Raw genomic sequence first — 4,583 nt, forward strand, 5'->3', positions numbered from 1 at the left:
GAATAGAAAGAGGGAAACATCATAGGCCCAGATCGTCGGGCTACCCAGCACATAACGCGAGAACACCTCGAATCCCACCGCCAGTGCCAGCAACGGCATCAGCACCGAGGCCGAGAAGCCAATTAGGTACACCAACCGATTGATCCCGAGGCAATACCCCTTCATTGCCATCTTAAACATACTTATCATCCTTGAAGCCGGAGGAAAGACAAAAGGGGCTCTCGCCCCTATATACCAACCGGAACCTACAGAGATACTCGCCCCGGCCGGTATTCACCCCATTTACTGCTGAAGAATCTCAACCAGGCGGCTGCTGTATTTATCCGCCTTGGCATACTCGCTCCACAGCGAGTTTGCTGCCGTATTCCATTTCTGGATGTCTTCCTTGCTCGGCTGCGGACTCCACTTCATGCCCTTGGCTTCCATATCTGCCACCGCCTGAGACTCCCACAAACGCGACTTGGTCATCTGCTCACGGGCATGCTGGGCGCTGGCACCACGTACAATCGCCTGCAAATCGGCCGGTAGCTTGTTCCAAGCGCGCTTGTTTACCACGATAGGCAGGGCCTGTGCGCCCGCTATCGGCAGACGGTACATATACTTGGCAACTTCAACATGGTTACCGTCACGGTGGTCAATCAGGTTACTACCAATAGAACCATCGATGACCCCGGTTGCCAGGCTGGTATAGATTTCACTCCAGGATAGCGATGCCGGCGAAGCGCCCAATTTACGCAGGAACTTACCGTAGGCACCCGGCGCACGAATTTTCATCCCTTTGAAATCATCAATTGAGTTGATCGGCGTTTTGGTCAGCACGTAGACAGGTAGCTGAATATAGGGTTCCAGCCATACCAGATTCTGCTTATCGTACGCCTCTTCCAGCACTTCGCCCCAGCCTTTCTCATGGAACAAGGCACTAAGCTCACCGACATCATCGGTCATCCCAGGCAAGCCAACTTCGACAACACCCGGAGGAAACTCACCGGCATGCATTGGCTGGAAAGGAGCACCCATGGTCATCAGACCGGATTTTACCGAGCCCAGTACGCCTGTCTGGCCAACACCTTCACCGGCATACATAACCTGTACGGCAATACGACCACCGGACATGGCTTCGATGTTCTCGGCAAAGCTCTTGTACACTTCGCCATAGGCTGTGCCCCTCGAATACAGGTTCACAAAACGCCAGTTATGCTCGGCAGAAAAGGCTTCGGGAACCATCGATAAGGTGGCCGAAATGGCCAATGTGTAGCCAGCCAGTGTTTTCTTCAAACTTTTGTTTCGCAGCTTTAGTAAGGTGTTGAACATGGATTGTGCTCCTTGTTATTTTTATCCTTCATCTGTTCAAATCCATCGGTTCGAACAGAGACAAGTGCCATGACGTCTTAACTTCATCCGTTGCCATGTTGTTACCGATAATTACAATTTATTCACATTTATTAAATTCTTATGTATTCACGTGAAGTTTTAACGCCATCAAACCTTTGCCAAACCAATCACTTATGCCTTTAAAAACAGAAAGATAAATAATGATATCGCCCTAAATGACAGGCAAAAAAAAAGGCAATACCGAAAGGTATTGCCAAAACGTCACCACTAGAACATACGTTCAATCAGGTACGACACAAACACAAGCTAAGGTTTATTCCAGGGTAATTCACTATGGCTCGGGTTAACCCGGGCCGAAAAATACCGGTATCGGATCAGTATTGGGGTGACTGATCGACACCAAGGCAGAGATACTTAATTTCCAGGTAGTCCTCGATACCGTACTTGGATCCCTCGCGACCGCAACCTGACTCCTTAACACCACCAAACGGAGCCACTTCAGTCGAGATTATTCCTTCATTGATACCGATAATGCCGTACTCCAAGGCTTCGCTGACCCGCCAAATCCGGCTGTTATCACGGGAGTAGAAATAGGCCGCGAGCCCGTAAGGGGTATCATTGGCCCTGCGGATCACATCTTCTTCATCATTGAAACGAAATACGGTCGTCACCGGACCGAACAATTCCTGGTGGGCGATATTCATTTGCTCGGTCACATCGCTCAGAATGGTCGGCTGGTAATACTGTTCACCGACATCAGCGATCTGTCCGCCCAGGACCAAATTGGCGCCCTGGCTGATCGCCTCGGCAACCAGAGTATCGACTTTAGCTACCGCCCTGGCGTTAATCAACGGGCCAATCTCCGTCCCGTCCACCAGGCCGTCACCCAGCTTGAGAGCCGCAACAGCCTCGATATAACGGGCCATAAACTGGTCGTACACCGCATCATGAATGTACAAGCGATTGGTACACACGCAGGTTTGTCCGGCGTTGCGATATTTGGAAATCAGCGCCCCCTGAACCGCTTTGTCCAGATCGGCATCCTCGAAGACGATAAACGGCGCATTGCCACCCAGCTCCATCGACACTTTTTTAACAGTATCGGCAGCCTGACGGAGAATATGTTTACCCACCGGTGTCGAGCCGGTAAACGAGACCTTTCTGACCAGTGGATGGGTACATAACACCTCACCGACCACGGCTGGCCGGGCTGTTGTCACCACATTAATAACGCCCACGGGGATCCCTGCCTGCTCTGCCAGTTTCGCCATCGCCAAAGCGCACAACGGGGTATCCTCGCCCGGCTTAACCACCACGGTACAACCGGCGGCCAGCGCCGGGCCGACCTTGCGGGTGATCATCGCCACCGGGAAGTTCCAGGGTGTAATGGCAGTAACCACCCCGACTGGCTGTTTGATGGTGAGGTAGCGGTTGCCCGGCATGGCCGCGGGAATATGATCGCCGTAAGTGCGCTTGGCCTCTTCGGCAAACCACTCGATAAACGATGCCCCGTAAATCACCTCACCATAGGCTTCCTTGTAGGGCTTGCCTTGCTCTGTTGTTAGCAATTTGGCCAGCTCATCAGCATGTTCCACAATCAGTTCGAACCAAGCCTTGAGCAGATTGGCACGGTGTTTGGCCGTCGTTTTTCGCCAGCCCTGAAGCGCTTTATCTGCAGCGACTACAGCCGCTTGCGCCTCACTGGCACCCATATCCGGCACTTCAGTAATTAATGCACCATTTGCCGGATTGACCACCGACAATGTGGCACCGCTGTCTGCCGCGACCCACTGTCCGTCTATATAGGCATGAGACAGAACCAAAGGTAAATCTTCCATAACTTAACCATCCGCTGCTGAGAACTATTACAGGGTTCAAAGAATGATGTTTCAAATCCATACATAATGCGTAAACAGAATTTTAACAATAAAAAGCAGTGAATAAATTTTCACTGATAAACCTGAAGTTTTATGGGCATAAAACAATGACACGAGCCTCAATCCCGGTTGGACAAATCGGGGATTACGAAATCAAACAGCTGAAAATTTTCAAGACAGTTGCCGACTGCGGAGGGTTTTCTGCTGCCGAAACAGAGCTAAACATTAGTCGCTCGACCATCAGTATTCATATCTCTAACCTTGAGTCGCGCCTCAACCTTACCTTGTGCCGTCGTGGACGAGCTGGCTTCGCCCTTACCGAAGAAGGCTCGGTTGTCTATGACGCAACCATCAAGCTACTTGGCGAACTGGACGATTTCCGCAATACCATCAACTCTCTCGATACCCAGTTATCCGGTAGCCTGACCGTACTGTTCAGCGATACCATCAGCCTCGACAACCGCGCCCGGATCCCGGACGTTTTTCGCCGCTTCTCTAAGCTGGCGCACGAGGTCTACCTGACTTCCGAAGTGGCCAGGATGACTGAAATTGAGCGAATGGTTATGAGTGAAGAAGCTGATATCGGCTTTATACCCTACCACCGCAGCCTGGATGGATTGGAGTACCAGCATATTTATTCCGACCACTGTTTCCTCTACTGCAGCCGGGACAACCCGCTGTATGATCTCCACGAGGACGAGCTGAGCGACGAAATCATCGATGGGTTTCCGGTGGTATATGCGGGAATGAAGACCCAGGAGAACATTAACGGCCATCTGGCCAACATGAATCTCAAAGCCACCGCCTATAACTATGAATCGCGGCTGGCCTTGCTGTTATCATCGAAGTTTATCGGCTTTTTGCCGGAGAACTACGCCCAGCCCTATGTCGAAAGCGGCGAGCTGAAAGCCATCGCCCCGGATCGGCGCTTCTATACGCTGGAGATCATGGCAATCACCAAAAAAACCAGCACGGTGAATAAAGTACGTTCACTGTTTATCAAAACGCTGCTTGATTTCTATCACGAGCACTAATTAGCCACCACGGGCTTTGCCCGCCACCTGATATCCCAGGGGCGGGCGAGATACGCTCTATCGCATTATCACCGCAGCATTTCGTTATCCATCCAGGAAGACAGATAATCAGACAGAAACGTCGGCAGGCTCTTCCGCCAGTTCGGCTTGCTGCTTGTCGGCTACCTTATTACAAATGTAGTTTCCAATCGGGATAGCAGACGTTGCCGCGGGAGAGGGGGCATTGCAGACATGCAGGCTGCGGCGGCTCTCGGCAAAGAGAAAGTCATGCACTAAAGTGCCGTCTTTCAGCACCGCCTGAGCACGGATACCCGCAGGATACGGCTGCAAATCATCGACG

3 protein-coding genes and 2 pseudogenes are annotated in these 4,583 nt (G+C 51.6%); 1 reads left to right on the forward strand and 4 read right to left on the reverse strand.

Annotation, left to right across the window (positions count from 1 at the left end):
* From MHN01_RS17385 to MHN01_RS17395, 3 genes and pseudogenes are all read right to left on the reverse strand, one after another.
* A pseudogene (locus MHN01_RS17385) lies at positions 1-180 on the reverse strand (TRAP transporter small permease); the annotation flags it as partial.
* 102 nt (positions 181-282) lie between these two features.
* Positions 283-1,311: a TRAP transporter substrate-binding protein gene (locus tag MHN01_RS17390; RefSeq protein ID WP_239412497.1), complete on the reverse strand. Its 1,029-nt coding sequence runs from the start codon at positions 1,309-1,311 to the stop codon at positions 283-285.
* Between the two features lie 395 nt (positions 1,312-1,706).
* On the reverse strand, positions 1,707-3,170 hold the full coding sequence (locus MHN01_RS17395; RefSeq protein ID WP_239412498.1) for an NAD-dependent succinate-semialdehyde dehydrogenase: 1,464 nt from the start codon (positions 3,168-3,170) through the stop codon (positions 1,707-1,709).
* Between the two features lie 146 nt (positions 3,171-3,316).
* Between MHN01_RS17395 and MHN01_RS17400 the strand changes: the two genes are divergently transcribed.
* Positions 3,317-4,243: a LysR family transcriptional regulator gene (locus tag MHN01_RS17400; RefSeq protein ID WP_075764488.1), complete on the forward strand. Its 927-nt coding sequence runs from the start codon at positions 3,317-3,319 to the stop codon at positions 4,241-4,243.
* 108 nt (positions 4,244-4,351) lie between these two features.
* Here the strand turns inward: MHN01_RS17400 and MHN01_RS17405 are convergent.
* Positions 4,352-4,583, reverse strand: a pseudogene (locus MHN01_RS17405) (L-2-hydroxyglutarate oxidase); the annotation flags it as partial.

This window comes from Photobacterium sp. OFAV2-7 (genome assembly GCF_022347985.1).
GTDB lineage: Bacteria > Pseudomonadota > Gammaproteobacteria > Enterobacterales > Vibrionaceae > Photobacterium.